The organism is Niabella sp. CPT15-335-S11 (genome assembly GCF_058792415.1).
Genome location: NZ_JBYTEI010000001.1, coordinates 268,758 through 291,435 on the forward strand (window position 1 = coordinate 268,758; position 22,678 = coordinate 291,435).

Genomic DNA, 22,678 nt, shown 5'->3' on the forward strand with positions numbered 1-22,678 from the left:
CTCAGTGAGTTTGAAATTACCTTCCGGATTTATTTTTAGCCGTTTTCTCGGGCAGAAGCCCCATCAACAACGCCGGCAAAAGAACCAGATTTGTGAAAGTGGCCGTCACCAAGGTGATCGACGTGAGCCACCCCAGCGCGAAAGTTCCTCCAAAGCTGCTGAAGCAAAAGATGACAAAACCTGCAATCAGGACCATGGACGTGTAAATGATACTGATACCCGTGCTGTGAATAGTCTGGGCCACCGTATCCCTCACGCTGTCATAATTCGGTAATTCCTGTTTGAAATTTACCAGAAACCGGATGGTGATATCTATGGCAATTCCCAATGCAACGCTGAAGATAAGGACTGTGCTGGGTTTCAGCGCAACGCCGGCCCACCCCATGATACCTGCCGTGATGACCAGGGGAATGACATTGGGGATCAGCGAACATAGCAATATGCGGAAAGAACGAAAAAGATAAAACATACACAACGCGATCAGCAGAAACGCCCAGAATACGCTTTCCTTCAGACCATTGATGATAAAACGGCTGCCCTCAAGGAAAGTTATACTGCTGCCCGTGAACCGCACGTCATATTTATCGGGAGGGAATAATTCATCGGTACGCTTTCTAACATTCGACAACAGGCCCGGCAGCTTATGTGATCCGATATCAGCCATATTCACGCTCATCCGTGCCTCTCTGCCGGTGCTGTCCATAAACCCCGCCAGCAACTTCACAAAGGCACCGGATTTACCTTCCGATCCCCCGGCGTTCTTCATGTTCAGATAGGATGAAAGTCCCGGCAGGTCAAATTCAGACGGCATCGCATAATTACTGCTATCACCATCATAGAAGGCCTGGCGGGCAAACTTCAGCCCATCAGTCAGACTCAGCGGCCGGGCAACTTCTGGAAGAGTTGAAAGGTATTGCGACAGGGAGTCCATCTTCACCAGGTTGTTGAAATTGCGGGTAATGCCATATTTCTTTTTGGTATCAATGATGATCTCGAGCGGCATAACGCCCTTAAAATTCCGCTCAAAAAACTCCAGATCCGTGTAAATTTTATCCGTCTTGGGGACATCATCGACCATGAATGCATTACTTTTCAACCTGAGAGTGCCCAATAGGGCCAGCAAAACAATTACACTGGTGATCAGGTAAACCAGTTTTCTATGCCCGAGTGACCATCGCTCCAGCCTGTGTAGCCATCGGTTAAGCCAGGGGTTATACAGATACCGTGTGTGTAAAGCTTTCGGCGCCGGCAAGAAACTCAATACTGACGGAATCAGGATAAGTGAAATGAAGAACAACATCATAATATTGATGCCCGCTACAATGCCAAACTCTTTCAAAATAGCGCTTTTAGTGAGGGCAAAAACGGCAAACCCAATCGCTGCCGCCACATTGCAAAAGAGCGTAACTACCCCCATCCTGGACACCATATCCACGATGGCTTTAAGTTTCTTTTTTCCTAAATTAAACTGCTTGCCTGGCGGCAAATTGTGCATGTTTTTTGTAATGCTATGCCAGCTTGCATGGTACTTATTCAGGAAATAAATGCAGTTCGGTATACCGATCACGACAATTAATGGCGGTATGAGGGCTGTCAGCAACGTAATGTTGAACTTGAACAAATGCATCGTTCCAAGGCTAAACACAACACCCACGCCCACCACGGTCAGGGAGAGCAGCATAGAAGTGAACGACCGGAAGAACAGCAGAAGAATAATTGCTGATAAAACGATAGATGCGATCAAGAAAAACTTCATTTCCTTAGCAATCCTACCAGCAAGCACCGTCCGGATATAAGGCAAACCGCTGAGGTGAACTTCCAGTTGGTGGTCGCTGCCAAATTTATTCGCCAGATCCGAGATCGCGCTCACCGCTTTGTCCCGTTTTGCAGAATTGATGACTTTGTGGTCCATCCGGAGGCCCATCAGCCAGGCGCCTGTAGCAGGGTTATACAATAAGCCCTGGTAAAAGGGAAGACTCAGAAAGACGGACGCCGCACTGTCAATCTGAGATTGCATCATAATGCTCTCGCGAAAAATCCGGTGTACTACGAGGCGGCCGGTAGAATCGTTTCGCTTCAATGTAACCGCATTGGGCACGCTGATGACATCTTCCACCCCCGTGACCTTTCTCAGGTCTCTTTGCAAGCGGGCATAATCGTTAAAGAATTTTTCAGAAAAGAGCTGCTTGCTTTGTATGCCGATAACCAGCACATTTCCATCCTCACCATATTTTTTTTTGAACGCCTGGTAAGCAATATTCACAGGGTGATTGGTGGGAATAGCTTTCGTAAACTCATAACCCAGCGTTACCTTGCTGCCCCAATACCCAAACACTGCCGTGGCCACAATTAAAATGCTTAATAACAGTAACCTGTACTTAATGATAAACTTACCGAGCTGCCGCCACATGCTGTATTTCTATTTTATGAAGTAGGAACTGCAAATAAACAAAAGTATCGGGGATTATACCCCACAAATTATCCTGTGAAATGCCCTACCTTCCGAAAAATTTCTCTATCCGTTAAAATTTCGCAAATTGGCGGGGATCCTACATAAGACCAGGGGTATCGTGTTGCGAACCGTACCTTACGGTGATACCAGTTTAATTGCCTCTATTTATACAGAAAAGTCGGGACTCAGATCCTATATACTCAAGGGTATCAGGAGCGGTTCGAAAAAGGGTAATCCAAAGTCTAATTATTTTCAGCCGGCGGCCCTCCTGGATCTGGTCGTTTATCACAATGAATTCAAACAGTTGAATCAGATCAAAGATTTTGGCTGGGCCCAGGTTTACCGGCATATTTTTACAGACGTGCTCAGGAATGGAGTTGTCCAATACATGATTGAACTTCTGGGGAAGTGTCTCAAGCAGCCGGAAGCTGACACCGAGCTATTCGCTTTCATGGAAGACAGCCTGCTGACGGTTGATCTGTGTTCCGATCGGGTCATGGCCAATTTCCCGGTTTTTTTCTCGATTCACCTGGCTCATTTTTTCGGTCTGATGCCTGCGAGCCTGGAGCCAGGTATCCCTGAAATGGAGACACGCGTTTTCGATCTTCAGGAAGGTGTTTTTTGCCGGGATGCTCCGGCACACCAGGCCTACCTGGAAGCAGAATACTGTAACCTTATGGCGGAAATGATGCGCGTGCGACAACCCGCTGAACTGGAGGGTATTACTGCCAACTCCCGGGCGAGAGGGCAAATCCTGGAGGCTATGCAAACCTATTATAGTATCCATATCCAGGAATTTGGGAAAATGAAAACCCTGCCGATCCTGCATCAGATTCTCCGGTAGAAAAATTCCTCGTTATTGGGGCCTGCACCCCAGTATCAGAAGTCGATAATAATTATCACTCAGTAGTGATAATGTGAACCGTCGTATAATCTACTGAACCGGAAGCTTAAGGTCACGCTTCATCATCTGTTCCCTGTTGGCGATTTCCCATGCTGTATAAAATACCAATTGGGCCCTTTTGGCCAGAAGGTCGAAATTGATTTTGTCAACGGTATCAGTGATACGATGGTAATCGGCATGAACACCATTAAAGAAAAATATGGCAGGCACGCCTTTGGAAGCAAAACTGTAATGATCGCTCCGGTAATAAAAGCGCTCAGGATCAGACGGATCATTAAACTTTCTGTCGAGTCTGAGCTTCGTATACTGACCATTGACCTTTTCTAAAACCGGCGTCAGATCCGTGCTCAGTTTATCGTCACCAATGACATATACATAATTTTCAGCATACGGGCTGGTCAGGTAGTCTGTTCCTATTCTGCCGATCATGTCAATATTCAGATCGGCGCTGGTCTTTTCCAGAGGAAAAACCGGATTAGAGCTGTAGTATCCCGATCCCCAGAGACCCTTTTCCTCACCGCTTACCGTCATGAATATTAAAGTCCGGCGTGGTCCTTTTCCGGCCTGCTTAGCTTTCGCGAAGGCCTTCGCTATTTCAATAACGGCAACTGTACCCGATCCGTCATCGTCAGCACCATAATAAATATTACCCTGCGCATCTTTTCCCACGTGGTCATAATGTGCGGTTACTATAACGAATTCATTTTTCTTGTCGCTTCCTTCTACAATGCCGATGACGTTCGACGCTGATGCAGCATGTCCCACCGCACTATACCGCATAACCACGTGAAAGTCGGTGACCATGGGTATCTGGAGGTCCCCGTTCAGTGCGCCTTTGATTTCATCCAGACCATGTCCGCTGATTGAAGAAACTACACGCTCGCCGATATAAAACAGCGGGATCTCCGACTTGAGACTTCCTTCCCGTTCAACAGCGGGGCGATACATGTTTGTCCGCTGATAACTTGAAGGCAGTGGCTCCCTAATCACCATCAAAGCGGCAGCACCTTTTGCAGATGCATTTCGGATTTTATTCAGCATGGAAGCCGGGGATAATCGTCCGGGCTGTGAAGGTTTATAGCTATCGGGCTGCCCTTCCAGAAATATAACCAGTTTTCCTTTAATGTCGGCTCCGCGGTAATCATCCCGGTCCCCATCTACGATACCATACCCTACGAATACCGCTGATTCAAACTTAATATCCAGTCTTTCAGGCAAATTGAATCCTGGCGTGAAATCCTCTCCCGGTTTAAATTTGACACCATTGATTTCCAAACTCATTTCAGCCATTGAATCTTTGATCAATGGGTAGGTCTGCCTGTAACTGCCTTTGTTACCAGGCAATACACCGGATTTTTTGAACTGCGCTGAAATATAGTCTGCTGCTTTCTCCAGACCTGGAGATGGCGTATTCCGGCCTTCCATGTCCGCACCCGCAATGATGCTCAGATGGACTTTCAGATCGCCTGGAGTAATGGATTTGGCAAATGTTGATGGATCTTGCCTCTCCTGTGCAGTTAAGGCTTGGGAGAAAAAGAACAGAAAGGAGTAAATGATCAACCTGAAATTCATATATTACAAAATTTATGTAAATGTAGATAAGTCGCTACAGGCAGCGCCTACCGTTCATCAAATGGCCCCCGGTCAAATTCCCGGACCTATTCACTTAAATCTGAAAGGCCAGCATCATCTGACAAAATGATCTCTTTCATACAGCTCAAACCTGGTAACGGCAAGCTTTCCGCAGAAAAAAGAACAAAACGGTCTATTATTTTATCCCTTATCAGAACTTTCCGGTCGGGGTGGTCTTCCGGACCTCAAATTACAAAGGAGGGATTTTGCCCACCCGTTGTGTGTGCCGCCCTTCTTCAAACCAATTGCTGGTGAAAACGTTGATCATCGTTTCAGCTACCTGTTCAGACACGAACCTCGCCGGAATACAGATCACATTTGCATTATTGTGTTTGCGTGCCAGGGCAGCAATTTCCTCATCCCAGCAGACAGCAGCCCGGACCGATGGGTGTTTATTTGCCGTCATTCCCATTCCGTTCCCACTGCCGCATAACAGAATTCCAAACGAATAAGCCCCCGATTCCATTGCCTTTGCAACAGGATGAGCAACATCGGGGTAATCCGACGCATCCGTCGAGTCGGTCCCAAAATCCTTAAATTTCAAATCCCTGCCTTCCAAATAGGAAATAATCAGCTCTTTCAGTTTGTACCCTGCATGATCACTTCCAATGGCAACGGGTTTACTGAGATCAAAATGTTTTTCCATAACCAGGGATTTAGCTGTTTAACTCCATTCCTGGTCTTCCCGTTTCTGATCTAGTTTTTCCCCTCTGGAAGCCAGGGCCACACTCACTTCATATAATATATACAAAGGTATGGTAACAACCCCTAAACTGAACGGATCTGTTGTTGGTGTAATAATAGCAGCAGCGATCAGCACCACCACGAAAGCATGACGCCGGTATTTTTTAAGCATTTTCGCCGTGACAATCCCCGCTTTAGATAGCAAGAGTACCAGGAGAGGCAACTGGAACAAGATTCCTATTCCAACGGTCGTATAGACCATATTCTCCAGGTAATCGGAAAAAGTAGGCCGGATTTCGATCTGTGAACTCAGCTTATAATTAAAATAAAAATTGACCATGAACGGGGTCAGGATCAGGTATCCGAAAGCGGTCCCGATAAAAAACAATACGGATACCCAAAATATAATACCGGAGGTCTGCTTCCGCTCTTTTACCGACAGGGCGGGCCTTACAAACTTCCAAAGCTCCCAAAACACATACGGAAATGCCAGGATAAAGCCTCCAATGAAGGCAACCGTGAACGTTGCGATGAACTGCCCGGTCATGGTAGTTTCCTGAAATTGTACCTTTGTGCTTCCCAGGCACAACTGATCTCCCAAACCTAATGCTTTGCCGATCCCGCAAAACCATTGTGCCGATATGAAATTGGGCTTGGTAGGTCCAAACACGATATTATCTACCAAAAAATTAGCAAATATGAAGACAAGAATGGCGCCAATCAATATCGCCACAATGGAACGAATCAAATGCCAGCGCAACACTTCGAGGTGGTCGATAAAGGACATTTCATCATCCTGACCACCACTTCTCTTATTTAAGAAATCCATTAAAGCCATTGTTCTGATATAAGTGTGCGCAAAGATAACAGGGAAAAGAGGTAGAGGTTCAAAAAATTTATTAGAGCACGGAAAGGCAAATAAGGGTCAGGAAACCTGTATTATGAAGTTTTCCCGGTCAGATCAGGATTTTAAGTTTCACCATTTCAATCCGGGTATCACTTACGGCCATAATATCAAACTCATAATCGCCAATGATAATCCTGTCATTTTGAAATGGAATAGTCTCATTGTGTTTGACAATGTATCCGGAGAGCGTTTCCGCATCGGCGCCTTCAAAATGAAGATCATATTTCTTTTCCAGATAGTCCAGCTCCAGTCGCCCGGAAAAGATATACTCATCTTCCGAGATTCTCTTTTCAACGAAACGTTCGGTATCATATTCATCCCAAATCTCGCCGAATAACTCCTCCAGGACGTCTTCCATGCTGATGATCCCGGCAGTTCCCCCAAATTCATCCACCACCCAGGCTATGCTTTTTCCTTCCTGGCTAAGTTTATTGATCAGGCTTACCGCGCTCATGCTCTCGGGTACTGCAGGAATCTCGAGCAGGATCTCTTCTATCGTGGCAGGCCGCGAAAACAAGTCGAGCTGGTGCACATATCCCTTGATATTGTCAATATGATCCTGATAAACGACAATCCGGCTGCGTTTGGATTGGTCAAACAACGCGACCAAACTCTCCACCGGAGCAGAAATCTCAACCGACAAAATTTCATTCCTCGGCACAAGGCACTGACGGATTCGGATATTGGAAAGCTCCTGTGCATTCTCCAGTAACTCCGTGCTTTTCTCCACCTTCTCAAGATCACTAGCCTCATCTTTAAACAAAAAACTCAGATCACTGCGGGTCAGAGGCGATTTGTTCTTATCCAGGCGCACGTTGAATACATATTTCAGCATCCAATTGGATAACTTGAACAAACCCGCGGTAACGGGGTACAACAACTGGTAGAAAAAATTTATAACGTGAGCCAGCAAACTCAGCAATACATTGCTGTTGGCACGGAAAAAGGCGCGGGGAATAAACTCAACGAATACAAGGACCACTACCACATTAAAAATTAATTCCAGCCCTATCTGTGCCGTTCTGGCCTGGATGCCCAACGCCCTCCAAACCGGTTTCAACACTTCATTTGTCTGCAGAACAAAAATGGTCAGACTAACAACAAATCCGATGATGGTCGTTCCCAGAAAAATCGCAGGCGAATCTATAAACCGTCCCAGCAGTTTTCCGGTATAGGTTCCCTGTCTCCTTTTCAGTTCAATGTTGAAGCGGCTGGCGCTGACAAAGGCCATTTCAATACCTGAAAAAAAAATCATCAGGAAGAAAGACACGATGAACCAGAAAAACAGCCTCCATTCCATAACTTCAAACTTACATTAAAATTACTGACTCAGGCTGGTTTAACCTGCAGAAATTTCCTTACCCATTTTTCAGCTTCAGTACAGGCATCAGCCAGTTCATCATTTACAATGATTTTGTCAAAGTGACGCATGAATGTCAATTCATATTCTGCTTTATTGATCCTGGCCTGGAGGGACTCTTCTGTTTCAGTGCCCCTGGATAGCAGCCGTTTCGACAACTCCTTGATTGAAGGAGGTTCAATAAACAGGGAAAGGCTTGAATCGGGATATTGTTCCTGTACGTGTATGGCGCCTTTTACGTCTATATCTAAAAGAGGCACTTTACCGGAATCCCATAGGCGGTGGAGTTCTGACTTCAGGGTGCCGTAATATTTACCCTCATACACCATTTCCCACTCCACGAACTCGGCTGCCTTGATCTTCTTTCTGAATTCGGATTCAGTTATGAAATAGTAGTCCCGGCCGTCCACTTCGTTGGACCGGGGTTTCCGGGTGGCAGATGAGACAGAGAATTTTAATTGCGGGAACTTCTTCAGCAGGAAATGAGTGATAGATGTTTTTCCGGCGCCTGATGGTGCAGTGATGACGATTATTTTACCGGCTGACCCCTTGCCCGCATCTCCCGTGGAAGGCGCGTAATGAAGTATTTGTCGAGAAAGGTTCATATGAGAAATGTAAAAATAAAATTCCTAACTTTAAAATTTAATAGTCTACCCTTTTTATGTCTGCCCCGAGGTTTCTCAACCGTTCGTCAATTTGTTGGTATCCGCGGTCGATCTGCTCGATATTCTGGATAATGCTTTTACCTTCTGCGCTGAGTGCAGCGATCAGCAGCGCAACGCCGGCACGGATATCCGGGCTGCTCATGGTGATCCCTCTTAATTTCTGTGTTCGTTCCAGTCCGATTACTACCGCGCGGTGCGGGTCGCAGAGGATGATCTGAGCACCCATTTCAATAAGCTTATCCACAAAAAACAATCTGCTTTCAAACATTTTTTGATGGATCAGGACACTTCCGTTTGCCTGAATGGCTGTCACAAGTGCAATACTTAACAAGTCGGGCGTAAACCCGGGCCAGGGATGATCATAAATGCTGAGGACACCGCCATCAAAATAGCGCTGTATGGAATAAGATTCCTGGGAGGGAATATGAATATCATCACCCCGGATGTCCATTTGGATGCCTAACGACCGGAATTTGTCAGGAATTACGCCCAAATCCTGGACGCCTGCATTTTTGATCAGGATATCGCCCTGCGTCATGGCGGCGAGGCCGATGAAAGAACCTACTTCGATCATATCCGGCAACATGGTATGCGAGGTGCCTCCAAGATAATCAACTCCCTCGATGGAGAGTAAATTGCTCCCGATACCGCTGATCCTGGCACCCATCCTGTTCAGCATCCTACATAACTGCTGAACATAAGGCTCACATGCTGCATTGTAAATTGTCGTGGTTCCTTCCGCCATGGTCGCCGCCATCACGATATTTGCTGTTCCGGTAACAGACGGTTCATCCAGCAACATATAGGTTCCTTTCAATTGTTTTGCTGACAAATGAAAAAAACCGTCCTCCTGATCAAAATCAAAGCTTGTGCCCAGTTTTTCAAAACCCAGTACATGAGTATCCAATCTCCGTCGCCCGATCTTGTCCCCGCCCGGGCGCGGAATGAATGCTTTCCTGAACCGCGCCAGCATCGCGCCAGCCACCATCACCGACCCCCTCAGCCTGCCACTTTTCTTTTTGAAACCGGGACTGCGCAGGTATTCCGTATCAACATTATCTGCTTTAAAAGTGGCTGAATTCCTGTCGATCCGGTTGACTTTTACATTCATCTCCTGCAGCAATTCAATCAGCAGGTTCACGTCCAGGATATCCGGGATATTGTATAACGTTACTTCTTCGGGAGTCAGCAGCGTAGCGCTTATGACCTGGAGCGCCTCATTCTTCGCACCTTGCGGAACAACCGTCCCCTGCAGTTTCCTGTCTCCCTTAACCTCAAATGCGTTCATTATTTATAATTTTTCACCATTGGGGAATATTGTAGATATTTTATCACCGAAAAGCGATAAAATCAGTAATAAGGACTGATCATCAGGTAAAGCACCGGGCCTGTAACAGCCACATAAAACCAAACCGGCCAGGTGATGACAGCCAGTCTGCGATGGGAGGCGTATTCTCCCACCAATGCCCTGTACGCTGTAAACAAAATGAAGGGCAGGATCACCGAAGCCAGAACGATGTGCGTGACGAGAATAAAAAAATACAGATACCTGATTGCTCCAGTCCCCCCGAAGCGGGTATCACCCGCCAGCAAATGATGAATTACATAACTCAACAGGAAGAACACCGACATCAGAATCGCGGCCAGCATCAGTCTCTTGTGTAACAGATATTTTTTCCGTTTTACAGCTACTAGAGCCGCTACCAGAAAAATAGCCACCAGACTATTGATCACTGCGTTAAACCGGGCGAAAATATGCACGTCAAACCCAGGATCAGTTTTCAGGGAAACTTTCCCCAATCCCGCAATAGTCAGGAATATCAGCACGGAAAAGCTGATGATAAGCACCTTCGCTTTTTTATCATTTTTTCTCCAGGCGGGTTTAAGCATGCCTCTTCTTTTTAAAAATAATCAGGAACAGACCTATAGCCAGTGCGGCAATCAGAAATATCACGGACGTTCCTTTCAGTATCGACGCCAGCCCGTTCTTCCGGCTCGGCGATTTTTCAAGGGTCAGTAAAACCAGGTCCGTTGAAAGTCTAGCCAGATCCGCAGAATCCAAACCATGATAGTAACCCCTTATGTTCCTGGAGCTGTCTATCAATACAAAATGATCAGTATGTATGAAAGCAGTGTCCAACCCCTGGCCATCCACAACCCCGAGTTTCATATCCCGGAGCGCCAGATCATAGATCGTTTTTTTATCACCGGTAAGCAAATCCCACTGTTCGGGATTGATCTGAAAACGGTCTGCCCAGGCTTTTAACCTGGAAACAGAATCCCGTTCAGGATCGATGGAGAAAGAAAGGAACTGGACAGACCGGTTGGTCTTATCACCTACCCGCTGTGCATTGGTAATCGATTCCTGCAATCGTTTCATGTTTCTGGTCAGGGGCGGGCAAATCGTAGGGCAATGCGTAAAAAAGAAATCGGCAATGATGATCTTGTTGCGGTACTTATCCAGACTAACCGCCTCGCCCAGTTGGTTAGTCAGCCTGAAATCCCGGATCTTATGCCATTGCGTATCCTCCACCTCTTTGCCGTTTCTGACCTCGCTGATAACGGAATCCGGAATATACCGCCTGGGCATTTCCAGCGCTTTGTCACTGAAATGCCTGATTAGTAAAAAGCTGACCAAGGGCAGCATAATAGCCATCAAAACCGCAAATAATGCTTTCTTATTCAATCCTGATTCTTTATATTAAATTCAATTCTCCGGTCATCACGAGCACCGAAACAACACAAAAATCGTAAATCCCCGATTAGTTTTCCGGTTTTTGACAAATTATTATCACCCCCATTTATCGCAACCCTCTGCCAACGGTGTTCCTGCAAAATACGCTATCTTTATTTTCAATTGAATAAATTCAACAAACTTAAATCAAACCCGGATGAAATTAATCAGCATTGCGCTCCTGATCCTGTTTTTCATAACACAGGGTTGTAACCCCACTACAAAATCTCCAGGTGATCCTGCTAAACCTGGCGATCTCCCGCCCGTGGAGACCAAAGCACCTAATAGCCCCGACTACAAACCCGCGTTTACCGGACAAACCAGGATAGCAGGAGTCAGTACAAAAACGCCCCTTGACGTAAAGGTGCTTACTGATCAACTGGTGAATCCCTGGGGGATAACCGTCCTGCCCGACGGAAAGTTCCTGATCACAGAGAAAGCAGGTACCATGCGCCTGGTAACCGAGGCCGGGATCGCCGGCACCCCCATCACCGGGCTCCCCAAAGTGAATGCTGAGGGACAGGGAGGACTCCTGGGCGTCACAACGGATCCTTCGTTCAACACCAACCGGATGATCTACTGGAGCTTTTCGGAAGACCAGCCCGGCGGTACGCTTACGGCGGTCGCCAAAGGCCGGCTTGCAGATGACGGAAGCAAGGTGGAACAGATCTCGGTCATTTACCGTGCCGTTCCGGCATTTAAGAGCACCCTGCATTATGGTTCGAGGATCCTGTTTGATAAAAAGGGCTTTCTGATTGTCAGTACCGGAGAGCGGAGCGATATAGTCTCCAGACCACAGGCACAACAGCTAAATTCCGCGCTGGGAAAAATCATCCGGATCGACATGAACGGAAATCCGGCACCGGATAACCCATTCATTCAAACAGCGGGCGCCAGACCTGAAATATATTCATACGGCCATAGAAACGTACAATCCCTGGCTTTTCATCCCGTGACGGGAGACCTTTGGGAAGCCGAATTCGGACCCAGGGGAGGTGATGAACTAAACCTGATCCATGCAGGGAAAAATTACGGCTGGCCGATCATCACTTACGGAATCGAATACAGCGGGCAAAAAATTGGCGATGGGATCACGCAAAAAGAAGGCCTGGAACAGCCTGTTTATTACTGGGACCCTGTGATTTCTCCCAGCGGGATGACTTTTTATAGTGGCGATATGATACCTGAGTGGAAGAATAATCTGTTCATCGGATGCCTCAGCGGATCGCATATTGCCAGGCTGGTGATAGAAAATAATAAGGTAGTTGGGGAAGAACGACTACTGGCAGGTGAGCAACAACGATTCAGAGCTGTTACGCAAGGTCGCGATGGCGCGCTGTACGCCATTTGTGATGGCGAGCACGGACGACTTTACCGGATCGCGAAGAAATAGGAACCACTTTCGGCCCCCCTGTACAAATAGCCGGATTGAATCTTTCCCGCGGTTTAAGGTCTGAAGCCGGGACAAACCCAGTCAGGATATTCGTTTCGAAAATAAACCATTGCTGCCATGGCGTCCTCCATAAAATCGGGCGTAGGCCTTTTTTTGGGGAAAACCCCATTTCTACGGCTTCTGATCGCCTTGATTATGGGAATTATCCTGCAATGGTACGGACAATGGCAAACCTGGCTTTCGATTTGTCTGATGTTATCCGGCGCTGCCTGGCTGATCCTTTACCGTTTTTTTAGCCTCCCTGCCAGGTTTCGATGGAGAACGTTTTCTGGTATTTGCCTTCACATGATCCTGGTGGGAACAGGTATGCTTTTGGTTGTACTCCGGGATGTCCGGAATCAGGGTGACTGGTTCGGCAGACACTATCAAACCGGATCCGTTATAAAAGCTACGCTGTCGGAACTGCCGGTGCAAAAGAAAAAATCATGGAAGGCGGGAGCGCTAGTCTATGCAGTTTACCGGGATAACCGCGAAATCACCGTCGGCGGAAAAATTGTCATTTACTTTCGGAGCGATTTTAGTGCCGGTCAACTCAAACCGGGCGACCAGATCATATTCAAAAAGGAACTACAGGAAATTAAAAAAAGCGGGAACCCCGGTGGGTTCGATTACCGCCAATTTAGCCTGTTCCGTGGAATTACCCACCAGGTTTACCTGGTCCCAGGCGATTTTTTAATCATGCCCGAAAAGAAAATCAGCTTTCTTCAGAACCTGCTCTACCAAATCAGAATCTATGTGCTAAGCACATTAAAACGAAATCTGCCCGGCAAAAAAGAACAGGGCCTGGCGGAGGCGCTTTTAATCGGCTACAGGGATGATCTGGACAAAAGCCTCCTTCAATCCTATACAAATACCGGCGTGGTGCATATCATTGCAGTCTCCGGTATGCACCTGGCATCGCTGTACTGGGTACTCAATCTTCTGATCAGCCCGTTACTTCGATTTCGCGCCGGTAGCTGGCTGCATCCATTGATTGTACTCCTGATCCTCTGGATATTTACGCTGGTCACCGGCGGAGAGGCTTCCATCGTGCGTGCTGCCGTGATGTTCAGCTTTATTAAAGCGGGAAAAATCATCAACCGGAACGCGTCTATTTATAATATTCTCGCTGCTTCCGCATTCTGCTTGTTGTGTTTCAATCCTTTTTTTTTGTGGGATGTTGGTTTTCAATTATCCTATTCTGCCGTGCTGAGCATTGTGGTATTTTTTAAGCCTCTATATAATTTGTTATCCATCCGGAATAAAGCACTGGACTGGTTCTGGCAACTGGTCGCAGTCAGTCTGGCTGCACAGATCCTGACCAGTCCGCTGAGCATTTACCATTTCCACCAGTTCCCGGTGTATTTCCTGCTCACGAATCTGCTTGCCGTGCCGGTTTCAACCGTTATTTTGATCGGTGAGGTGGCCCTTACTGTTGTTGCCCCGATTGGTCCTTTAGCCCGGGTGTTTGGAAAAGTGCTGAATGGACTTATTTGGTGGCTCAACAGCTTTATTGAAAGGATAGAAACGTTTCCGTTCGCATTATGGGACGGACTCCAGATAAATATTGTCCAGACTGTTCTTTTATACTTCGCTACGGCTTTTCTGGGATTCTGGCTTATTCAGAAAACCAGCCAGGCAGTCTGGCCGGCCTTAATCGCGATGGTATCTTTCGTGATTATCCGGTGGCATTCTTTTGCCCAGGCCGGAGCCAGGCAGCAAATAATCGTTTACCAGGTGCCGAGGTATCAGGCGGTCGATTTTGTCCGGGGAAGGGACTATTATTTTATGGGGGATACCGCACTTCTTTCGGACGTCGATCTCTGCAATTATTATTTAAGGCCCACCAGGATTCAAAACCGTCTTTCTGATATCGGTCAGGCTCTGCCAGCCTTGGGCAATAAACCGATGTTCCTTTTTGCCGGTAAAAGTATTATGATCATAAACCAGGATTTCTCCAACCCCGATCCTTCAATTCCTTTGCGGGCCGACATAGCCATTGTTTCGGGTAATCCGCCAATCAATCTCAGGAGGTTACCACACAAACCAGAGATCGGGCAGATTGTGCTGGACGGGTCGGTCCCTCGCCGGAAATCCAAAAGCCTGCGAGAAGACTGTGATTGGCTGGGAATAGCCTGCCACGATGTAAACCTGGCCGGTGCTTTTGTATTGCAGATTCGTTGACGTAAATTTGCCGTTCAGTTTTAATTAGATTTTCATGACAAAAAAGATTAACTCCGCTTTAATTTCGGTTTATTACAAGGATGGCCTGGAACCCGTGGTAAGAGAATTGGCACGGCTTGGCGTCACGATATTTTCTACCGGGGGCACCCAGGCTTTTATTGAGCAGCTTGGAATCCCGGTGACACCGGTTGAAGAACTTACCGGTTACCCTTCCATACTGGGCGGGCGTGTAAAAACCCTGCACCCTTCTGTGTTTGGAGGAATCCTCGGACGTCGTGATCTGGAAAGTGATGTCCGGGAGATGGCTGAATTCAAGATCCCGGCGATCGACCTGGTCATAGTGGATTTGTACCCGTTTGAGGAGACACTTGCCGGCACAACAGATGAAAAACTGATCATTGAAAAAATCGATATTGGAGGTCCGTCCATGATCAGGGCCGGTGCCAAAAACTTCAGGGATTTACTGGTTGTCGCTTCCAGAAATGAATATCCACAACTGGTGACATTATTGAAACAACAGGACGGGGAAACGGATCTTCAGCAGCGGAAGGAATATGCAGCGAGAGCTTTTGAAGTGGTGGCCAATTACGATGTGGCGATCTCGCACTATTTTAGCGGCAACAACGGTGATTATTTTCTCGCCTCCGTGCACGGACCTCAACCCATGCGCTATGGTGAAAATCCACACCAGGAAGGGGTCTATTTTGGGAATCTGGAAGACTGGTTCAATAAACTGAACGGCAAAGAGCTTTCTTACAATAACCTGGTGGATGTAGACGCTGCCGTCCAACTGATTTCGGAGTTTCCCGTTTTACGGGACGAAGTATGTTTCGCTATTATTAAACATACCAATGTTTGCGGTGTAGCCGTGAGGAGCACCGTATTTCAAGCCTGGACCGATGCACTGGCCGGAGATCCGGAAAGCGCGTTTGGCGGTATTCTGGTTACCAATGGAGTCGTGGATGAATCCACAGCGAGCGCCATAAACGACCTGTTTTTTGAAGTGCTGATTGCACCGGATTTTGATGAGGCCGCTCTGTCTGTCCTAAAGTCCAGGAAGAACCGTATCTTACTGAAAGCCAAAAAATTCCCTGAGAGATCGGTCCAGTACAGGTCGCTGCTAAGTGGAGTACTGCAACAGTCGGTAGACAAGGGTAATTACCAGGAATGGAAGGAAACGGGTGGCAGAGAAACCACACCCGAGGAGAAGGAAAACCTGATTTTTGCAAATATCATCTGCAAACATTTAAAAAGTAACGCAATTGCACTGGTCAGACAAAAGCAGCTAATTGGCAAAGGCTGCGGCCAAACGAGTCGAATTGATGCACTCAGGCAAGCCATTGAAAAAGCTAAACAATCGGGCTTTGGACTGAAGGGTGCAGTTTTGGCAAGTGATGCGTTCTTCCCTTTCGATGACTGCGTAAAAATGGGACATGCCGCTGGCATCGAAGCATATATTCAGCCCGGAGGCTCAATCCGGGATAAGGACTCTATTGAGTATTCCCAGCAGCATCAATTGGCCATGGTGCTGACCGGTATGCGACACTTCAGACATTGATCACGGTTTTACCGCTGAACCCGCTAAAGTAGCGAATACCAACAGGGTGCTTTTGGAAGGAAATTTCGTTCTCTACTCCGGTTGTGTTTGACCCGGTATGAATTGAACCTTTTCGCAGATAATTTTGTTATAATATATAGTAGTTGCCACTGATTAAAAATATATTATGGATATAAAAGTTAATACAGACAGCCACATTACCGGCTCGGAAAAATTTGCGGAGCGCTATAGTGAAAAATTAGCCTCGAAACTAAAACATTTCGATGAGTTTATTATGAGCGCGGATATCTTCTTTGCAGATGAAAACAAGGGAAAATCCGGAGCTGACGACAAGCGATGCACCATTGAGGTGAGGATCAGAAATCTGAAAAATGAAGCGGTCACCCATTTCGCCGATACCATTGAACATGCATTTTCGGGAGCTGTTGAGAAAATGAAGAACCTGCTTGAGAGTATCACCGGTAAATTGCAGGAACACACCGATAATTAGTACATGCTAACCACTTTTTGCGTTTCGTGCCTTCCATTGTTCGTTGAATGACTTACGCGGGAATTTCAGTTCACTTCGGCGACTGGTCCAGGAACCTGCTACCTTATTCAGGAAACTCGTTTTAATATCACCACTAGCCAGGTTGATAAACCTGCGGCTCAACATAGCCCGTTTCCATACCTTCCAGATAACTTTTTCAGCAAGTGGAGCATATCCCTGATCTGCGGCCTCGCGCCGGTTCTCCAGCAATAATTCGTGCAAATTGATGTTGACCGGGCAAACCTGGGTACAGTTCCCGCATAATGTGGATGCATGACTCAGGTGCTTCCATTCTTTGAGGTCCTTCATTTGGGGAGTAATCACCGCTCCGATGGGCCCGCTATAAGTGGTGTCATAGGTATGGCCGCCGATATTTTTGTAAACCGGACAAGCATTGAGGCAGGCGCCGCAACGGATGCAGTAAAGCGCTTCCCTGACCCGGTCATTTGCCAGCAATTTTGTACGGCCGTTATCCAGCAGGATCACGTACATTTCTTCAGGCCCGTCGTTTTCACCAGGTTGCCTGGGACCGGTAATCACCGTGTTGTAGGAAGTAACCCGCTGTCCGGTCCCGAAGGTAGACAGCAATGGCCAGAAAAGCGAGAGGTCGACCAGCGATGGCAGGACCTTTTCGATTCCTGCCACAACGATATGTGTTTTCGGAAGCGAGCAGCTAAGCCTGGCATTACCTTCGTTTTCTGTAACCGCCACACCACCGATATCTCCGATCAGAAAGTTAGCGCCGGTAAGGCCCACCTCAGCTTCCGCATATTTTTGCCGTAATTTTTCCCTGGCCACCTGGGTTAACTGAGCAGGGGTCAGTGACGGATCGGTTCCCAGCTTCCTGGCAAAAAGCGCAGCAATTTGCTCCTTGCTTTTGTGCATGGCGGGAGTTACAATGTGATAGGGTGGCTCTCCATCGAGCTGCTGGATATACTCACCAAGATCGGTTTCTATGCTTTCGATCTCGTTTTCTTCGAGATGTTTATTCAGATGAATCTCCTCGGTGACCATGCTCTTGCTTTTCACCAGGGTTTTGCAGTTTTTCTCCCTGCAAATTTTCAGAATGGCATCAACGGCTTCTTTTCCGGTCTCGCACCAGATCACTTTTGCACCACGCTTTGTAATTTGTGTTTCAAAATTCTCAAGCTGGAGATCCAGGGTTTCCATGGCCTTCCATTTCAGGTTCTTGGCCCGCTCTCTTGCCAGGAAGATATTCGAAAATTGCTTCTTGCCATTTGGCACTGCCGCGTTATACTTACCAATATTAAAATTAATCACTTGCCGGTGATCCCGGTTTGCCGCCATGGCGGCACTTTTCTTTTGAAATGCTTTTGATGTCTGCATCAGACGAATATTTTTTGCCGATCACTCAGCTCCTAAACGTTATTTTTCTTTTTCCTGTTTGTGCAGGGCCACCTGTTTCAGGGCTTCATAAAACTCTTTGCCATATTTCCGGATCAGAGGTTCTTTCAGAAACTTGTACACCGGGATTTTGAGTTGCTCCCCCAGCGCGCAGGCGGGGCTGCAAAGTTTTTCACGAGGTTCATAGTTGAGCCTTTCGTAGTCCCCATGTTTCCCCTGATAGGCAATGACCGGATATAAATGACAACTCATGGGTTTCTTCCAGTCTGATTCACCATTATTGTAGGCACGTTCAAATGCACACTTGATCACGCCATTGGCCTCACGATAGGCATAGACGCATATGCCGTGGTCGTCCTCGATGGTGGGCGTCACCCATCCGAATTCAATGCTGTATTCGTATTTACCTTTCTTCTCTATCTGGTCAATAGCCTCAGGGGTGAGATAGGGTTTTATTATCTCATAGTTTTTAACTACGAGATCCAATTCTTCTTCGGTCAATGGAGCTCCCGCGTCACCATCTTCGCAACATCCCCCTTTACATTTTGAAAGATCACAAACAAATTTTTCTTCGATGATGTCATCACTGATGATCTTATTCTCTATTAATATCACAATTATTCAGTCTGTTTTTTGTATATATGTTAATTTAAAATTGTTCAGTGGTGGTTTGAGACCTAACCTGATTTTTCAGGCGGCTTGTCTGGAGAAAATGGTCACTTTAACCAGTTTCACCCTGTTCTTTTCAGTCTCCAGTACAGTAAATTCAAAATCCCCTGCCCGTACTGTATTACCATTCTGTGGTAGTTCACCGGAAAGCTCAACAACGAGGCCGCCCACCGACTGGCTGGCTCCCCTTACTTTCTCAAAAGTATCAGCGGGGATCTTCATAGCCTTACACATATCCTGGATGACCACGCGTCCTTCAATAATGTATGTGTTCTCATTAATTTGTTTCACCAGGTTCTCTTCCTTATCGAACTCATCCTTAACTTCACCTATCACTTCCTCGATGATATCCTCCAATGTAACAATACCACTCGTTCCCCCGAACTCATCCACAACAACGGCAAAATGAATTCGTTTACTTTGAAAGTCGGTCAGGAGGTCCTCAATCAATTTCGTTTCCGGCACAAAATACACGGGCCTTATCTTTGAGCGCCAGTCGTAAGTCGGGTCATTGCGATACAAATCGGCAAGAATATCTTTGGTATTCAAAACGCCCAGGATATGGTCCAGGTTTTCGCGATAAACCGGGAGCCGGGAAAAATGAGTCAGGGCAATCTTGTGTACGAGGTCGTTAAAAGAAGTATTATATTCAACTCCGTTGACGTAAAGCCGGCTCTGCATAACTTTTTTAACAGAGATCTTTCCAAACTTCACGATCCCCTTCATGATATTTTTCTCTTCCGGTGTAACTTCCTCATCCGTTTGAACGTCAACAGCTTCATCAAACTGCTGGATACTTGTCTCCTCGGCCTTATCAGCTCCCACGCCCTTTCCCACACTTTCCGCGATAGCGACCACACTTCGGCTGATCTTGGCAAGGAAAAGATGTATCCCCTCCACCAGCATCACGAGTATCGACCATTCGTATGCAAATCTCAAATTATTCTGCGAAGCCCATACTCTTGGAAATATCTCGACGAGGAAGAGAAGCAGGAAAGCTATCAGGATAAACTTGAGCACAATTGCCAGCGTGCTGCTAAGATAGTGTTCGGGGACATAGAGGTTGATCAAATAATTGGACAGAACAATGATACTTATATTAATAAAGGTCTTGGAAATCAGCATAGAAGTAAAGGTCTCCCTGGGTTCTTCGAGCAGACTCAAAATCCTTCTTGCTGAAGATTCCTGTTTGGTCTTCAGAAGATCGACCTCTTCATCTTCAAGTGAAAATATGGCAGCTTGTGTCCCTGCAATCGCGAATGAAAAAATAACCAGGATACAAAGGATAACGATCAGAATTGTTGCTCCTCTGACATTTTCCGGTAGCTCTGACCCCAGAAAATTCCCGCTCGCGATTATTAAGAAAGGAAAAAGACTCAAAATAAACGAATTAAAGTTACAATACTTCTTGAGAGCCGGTCACAGGTACAGGTACGGGCAAAAATATTGATTTTTACCGATCTGCTAAAACGGGTTCGGATCCAACCCCTCCGCACCCGGTGCTGTATTTAATCCGTGCTCCTCACCGGATATAGTTCCTTCCGCCTTTTTGTCAAGCATAATGAGGTTCTCTCCAACAACTTCTGTGATATACTTCTTTTGCCCTTCTTTATCATCCCAACTCCGGGTCCGCAATCTTCCTTCGATATATACGAGGCTGGATTTATGCAAATATTTTTGAGCTAGTTCGGCGAGTCCGCGCCAAAGTACAACGGTGTGCCATTCAGTTTGTGAGACAAGCTTGCCTGTACGATCTTTAAATGTTTCCGTGGTAGCTAACGGGAATTTTGCAACGGCAATATTTCCTTCAAGCACCATTATGTCCGGATCTTTGCCCAAATTTCCGATCAACATAACTCTGTTAACGCCTCTCATAATTATAAATTTATCATTTTACCCATTTAAAGGGTATCAAGTACCAATTAAAATTAATTTTTTTGGATCATTAAACAAAAAGAATTGTTTGACCGGTATCCTCCCGAATTATTTTTCCTCCCCACGTTGAACTTTTGAGCTACGGATGCTGAAAATTCGTATTTTCTGGAGGGCATCGGTTCAGGGAAAAATCGTCTCAGGGCTGTTGAGATAATCCTTTACAATCCTGGGAAAAGCGACCCGGTGAAGTTCTTCGGGTTTCACCCAGCGAAAGGATTCTTTCATGCCCGACCGGAAAAATCTTGCCCTGATAAAAACCGCACTAATGCGTTGATGAGTAAGCGTCTGGGTATACGGAGCGCTGATATTACCGATATCCTTAAGGTGACGGATAAAACCCCGGTCAATACCATCCTCGACCATACCGGCCTCAGTCATCAGGGATTCGCTCTCTTTTTCAATCATGGGGAATTCAAAAAGATTTTTCCAGATATCATTCTCTTTCCGTTCTCTTATGGCTATTTTCCCGCCGTCTTCGAGAACCCAAAAGTAAAAAACCCTTTTCCGCAGTTTGGGTTTTTTGATTTTCACCGGTAAAGCTGCCACCTGGCCGGTCCTGAAAGCTATGCAGGATTTTTTAAATATACAGTTGTCACAAAGCGGTAAAGCCGGTTTGCAAACGGTAGCTCCAAAATCCATCATGGCCTGGTTGTGAATCCCAGGCCGCTTCATATCGAGCAACTTGTTGGCGAGCTCGTGAAATTTTTTCTTTCCTGAAGTTTCTGAAAAAGCAAGTCCGATGCCAAAGACCCTGGCCAGAACCCGGACTACATTTCCATCAACCACAGCATGGGGCTGGCCAAAAGCAAAGGACGCAATGGCGGCGGCGGTATAGGGACCAACACCTTTCAGTTTCAATATATCCTCGTAAGTATCCGGAAAAACTCCCCCTTTGTTATGAGCAATATCTGCCGCGGTCGCCAGTAGGTTACGGCACCTGTTGTAGTAACCCAGACCCTCCCAAAGTTTGAAAACCCGTTCAGGCCTGGCGTTGGCGAGTGCGTAAACATCCGGGAAATTTTTGATGAAAGCGTGGTAATAATCAACTCCCTGTTCTACACGGGTTTGCTGCAGGATAATCTCGCTCAACCATATTTTATAAGGATCCGATATACCCTTCCAGGGCATCTGCCTTTTGTTTTCCGAATAGTGCCATTTTAATAGTATTCTTGAAAACTTGTTGGATAACAATAGATTATGTATTAAATTTGTCAAAAACCGGCCTAAAAGTATTTAAATTTTTATTTTTGGACTTAAAATTGCGTGTAACTTATTGAAAAACAAAAAACAGATGATCGTGTTGTTAATTAAAATATCCTCATTAACTTAAATAAATGATCTTATGCGCAAAGCGGATTTAGTTAACAAAATTTCAGAGAAAACAGGCATTCCTAAAGTGGATGTACTGGTAACACTCGAAACCATGTTCAGGGAGGTAAAGGATACGTTGGCTTCGGGTGAGAACATTTATATTCGCGGATTTGGCAGTTTTATCACTAAAAAGAGAGCTGCAAAAATTGGCCGGAATATCAAGAAGAACGTTGCTGTTCACATACCAGAGCACTACATACCGGCCTTCAAACCCGCCAAGGAGTTTACTGCCGATGTCAAGAAATTAAAGGAGCCCAAGGCTGACCAGGATCAGGGCGAGCCACGCGATTTCTGATT

The 22,678-nt window shown here is 46.4% G+C and carries 20 protein-coding genes; 6 read left to right on the forward strand and 14 right to left on the reverse strand.

Translation table 11 applies throughout. The features are described 5' to 3' along the window. Positions 1 to 16: 16 nt before the first annotated feature. Entirely contained in the window at positions 17 to 2,410 is a 2,394-nt protein-coding gene (locus AC3WS5_RS01155; protein WP_492465355.1) for an efflux RND transporter permease subunit, read from the reverse strand. Between the two features lie 127 nt (positions 2,411 to 2,537). Between AC3WS5_RS01155 and recO the strand changes: the two genes are divergently transcribed. Beyond that, on the forward strand, positions 2,538 to 3,296 hold the full coding sequence (recO, locus tag AC3WS5_RS01160) for a DNA repair protein RecO (protein WP_492465356.1): 759 nt from the start codon (positions 2,538 to 2,540) through the stop codon (positions 3,294 to 3,296). Between the two features lie 90 nt (positions 3,297 to 3,386). Here recO and AC3WS5_RS01165 read toward each other — a convergent pair whose 3' ends face one another. From AC3WS5_RS01165 to AC3WS5_RS01200, 8 genes are all read right to left on the reverse strand, one after another. Further along, the gene (locus tag AC3WS5_RS01165; RefSeq protein ID WP_492465357.1) at positions 3,387 to 4,928 is read right to left on the reverse strand and encodes a M28 family peptidase; all 1,542 of its coding nucleotides are present in this window, start codon (positions 4,926 to 4,928) and stop codon (positions 3,387 to 3,389) included. A 250-nt stretch (positions 4,929 to 5,178) separates the two neighbouring features. Continuing rightward, entirely contained in the window at positions 5,179 to 5,634 is a 456-nt protein-coding gene (gene rpiB / locus AC3WS5_RS01170) for a ribose 5-phosphate isomerase B (protein ID WP_492465358.1), read from the reverse strand. An 18-nt stretch (positions 5,635 to 5,652) separates the two neighbouring features. Then, a complete protein-coding gene (gene tatC, locus AC3WS5_RS01175) occupies positions 5,653 to 6,501 on the reverse strand; it encodes a twin-arginine translocase subunit TatC (protein ID WP_492465359.1) in 849 nt (282 codons plus the stop codon). Between the two features lie 127 nt (positions 6,502 to 6,628). Continuing rightward, a complete protein-coding gene (locus AC3WS5_RS01180; RefSeq protein WP_492465360.1) occupies positions 6,629 to 7,879 on the reverse strand; it encodes a hemolysin family protein in 1,251 nt (416 codons plus the stop codon). A gap of 29 nt (positions 7,880 to 7,908) precedes the next feature. Continuing rightward, the gene (gene gmk / locus AC3WS5_RS01185; protein ID WP_492465361.1) at positions 7,909 to 8,544 is read right to left on the reverse strand and encodes a guanylate kinase; all 636 of its coding nucleotides are present in this window, start codon (positions 8,542 to 8,544) and stop codon (positions 7,909 to 7,911) included. A gap of 37 nt (positions 8,545 to 8,581) precedes the next feature. Then, complete coding sequence (murA, locus tag AC3WS5_RS01190) at positions 8,582 to 9,892, reverse strand: UDP-N-acetylglucosamine 1-carboxyvinyltransferase (protein ID WP_492465362.1); 1,311 nt, start codon at positions 9,890 to 9,892, stop codon at positions 8,582 to 8,584. 62 nt (positions 9,893 to 9,954) lie between these two features. Beyond that, positions 9,955 to 10,494 carry a DUF420 domain-containing protein gene (locus AC3WS5_RS01195; protein ID WP_492465363.1) on the reverse strand — a complete coding sequence of 180 codons (540 nt, stop codon included), beginning with the start codon at positions 10,492 to 10,494 and terminating at the stop codon, positions 9,955 to 9,957. Beyond that, positions 10,487 to 11,290 carry an SCO family protein gene (locus tag AC3WS5_RS01200; protein WP_492465364.1) on the reverse strand — a complete coding sequence of 268 codons (804 nt, stop codon included), beginning with the start codon at positions 11,288 to 11,290 and terminating at the stop codon, positions 10,487 to 10,489. The genes AC3WS5_RS01195 and AC3WS5_RS01200 overlap by 8 nt, the downstream gene beginning before the upstream one ends. Positions 11,291 to 11,495: 205 nt before the next feature. Between AC3WS5_RS01200 and AC3WS5_RS01205 the strand changes: the two genes are divergently transcribed. From AC3WS5_RS01205 to AC3WS5_RS01220, 4 genes are all read left to right on the forward strand, one after another. Continuing rightward, a complete protein-coding gene (locus AC3WS5_RS01205; RefSeq protein ID WP_492465365.1) occupies positions 11,496 to 12,731 on the forward strand; it encodes a PQQ-dependent sugar dehydrogenase in 1,236 nt (411 codons plus the stop codon). 117 nt (positions 12,732 to 12,848) lie between these two features. Further along, complete coding sequence (locus AC3WS5_RS01210; protein ID WP_492465366.1) at positions 12,849 to 14,954, forward strand: ComEC/Rec2 family competence protein; 2,106 nt, start codon at positions 12,849 to 12,851, stop codon at positions 14,952 to 14,954. Positions 14,955 to 14,988: 34 nt separating this feature from the next. Beyond that, positions 14,989 to 16,512, forward strand: a complete 1,524-nt coding sequence (gene purH, locus AC3WS5_RS01215) for a bifunctional phosphoribosylaminoimidazolecarboxamide formyltransferase/IMP cyclohydrolase (protein WP_492465367.1) — start codon at positions 14,989 to 14,991, stop codon at positions 16,510 to 16,512. 166 nt (positions 16,513 to 16,678) lie between these two features. Beyond that, positions 16,679 to 17,002, forward strand: coding sequence for an HPF/RaiA family ribosome-associated protein (locus tag AC3WS5_RS01220; protein ID WP_492465368.1), 324 nt, complete (start codon positions 16,679 to 16,681; stop codon positions 17,000 to 17,002). A gap of 6 nt (positions 17,003 to 17,008) precedes the next feature. Here the strand turns inward: AC3WS5_RS01220 and AC3WS5_RS01225 are convergent, their stop codons facing one another. From AC3WS5_RS01225 to mutY, 5 genes are all read right to left on the reverse strand, one after another. Beyond that, entirely contained in the window at positions 17,009 to 18,388 is a 1,380-nt protein-coding gene (locus AC3WS5_RS01225; RefSeq protein ID WP_492465369.1) for a LutB/LldF family L-lactate oxidation iron-sulfur protein, read from the reverse strand. A 39-nt stretch (positions 18,389 to 18,427) separates the two neighbouring features. Continuing rightward, complete coding sequence (locus AC3WS5_RS01230) at positions 18,428 to 19,021, reverse strand: DUF3109 family protein (protein ID WP_492465370.1); 594 nt, start codon at positions 19,019 to 19,021, stop codon at positions 18,428 to 18,430. A gap of 75 nt (positions 19,022 to 19,096) precedes the next feature. Next, positions 19,097 to 20,455 carry a gliding motility-associated protein GldE gene (gene gldE, locus AC3WS5_RS01235; protein ID WP_492465371.1) on the reverse strand — a complete coding sequence of 453 codons (1,359 nt, stop codon included), beginning with the start codon at positions 20,453 to 20,455 and terminating at the stop codon, positions 19,097 to 19,099. A gap of 84 nt (positions 20,456 to 20,539) precedes the next feature. Further along, complete coding sequence (locus tag AC3WS5_RS01240; RefSeq protein ID WP_492465372.1) at positions 20,540 to 20,950, reverse strand: single-stranded DNA-binding protein; 411 nt, start codon at positions 20,948 to 20,950, stop codon at positions 20,540 to 20,542. Between the two features lie 180 nt (positions 20,951 to 21,130). Further along, complete coding sequence (mutY, locus tag AC3WS5_RS01245) at positions 21,131 to 22,225, reverse strand: A/G-specific adenine glycosylase (RefSeq protein WP_492465373.1); 1,095 nt, start codon at positions 22,223 to 22,225, stop codon at positions 21,131 to 21,133. Between the two features lie 127 nt (positions 22,226 to 22,352). Here mutY and AC3WS5_RS01250 point away from each other — a divergent pair, with 127 nt between their 5' ends. Continuing rightward, the gene (locus tag AC3WS5_RS01250; RefSeq protein WP_492465374.1) at positions 22,353 to 22,676 is read left to right on the forward strand and encodes an HU family DNA-binding protein; all 324 of its coding nucleotides are present in this window, start codon (positions 22,353 to 22,355) and stop codon (positions 22,674 to 22,676) included. Positions 22,677 to 22,678 lie beyond the last annotated feature (2 nt).